We start from the raw sequence: 290 nt of genomic DNA, 5'->3' as shown, positions 1-290 counted from the left end.
ACGGGAGGACGGCAGATGTATCGGCACAGCCGCTCGAGTTTGTCGCGCTGGCTGGCTTTGACCGCCACACCGGCGTGCAGGGAGAAGCCCGCCACGTTGCCGGGGCCGCCAGTTGCCCAGTCCTCCTCATTGCAAATCGGCAGGGTCTGGAGGGTGAATACCTTGCGGCCCCGATGCGGGCCAACAGCGATGCGGTAGGTGATGGAGTGGCCCACCAAATCCGGCACGCGCAACGGCATTCCGGCTTCGCTTCATTCCGCTGGCGCGGAAAGCCGCAAAGCCTCCATTGC

At 65.2% G+C, this 290-nt stretch carries 1 pseudogene; it reads right to left on the bottom strand.

From position 1 onward, the window contains the following. Positions 1-206 (bottom strand): annotated as a pseudogene (locus G3I74_RS00075) (IS91 family transposase); the annotation flags it as partial. Positions 207-290 lie beyond the last annotated feature (84 nt).

The organism is Wenzhouxiangella limi, assembly GCF_010499265.1.
Classification (GTDB): domain Bacteria; phylum Pseudomonadota; class Gammaproteobacteria; order Xanthomonadales; family Wenzhouxiangellaceae; genus Wenzhouxiangella; species Wenzhouxiangella limi.
The sequence above is the reverse complement of the archived record's forward strand: the minus strand, read 5'-3'. Positions and strand labels throughout refer to the sequence as shown.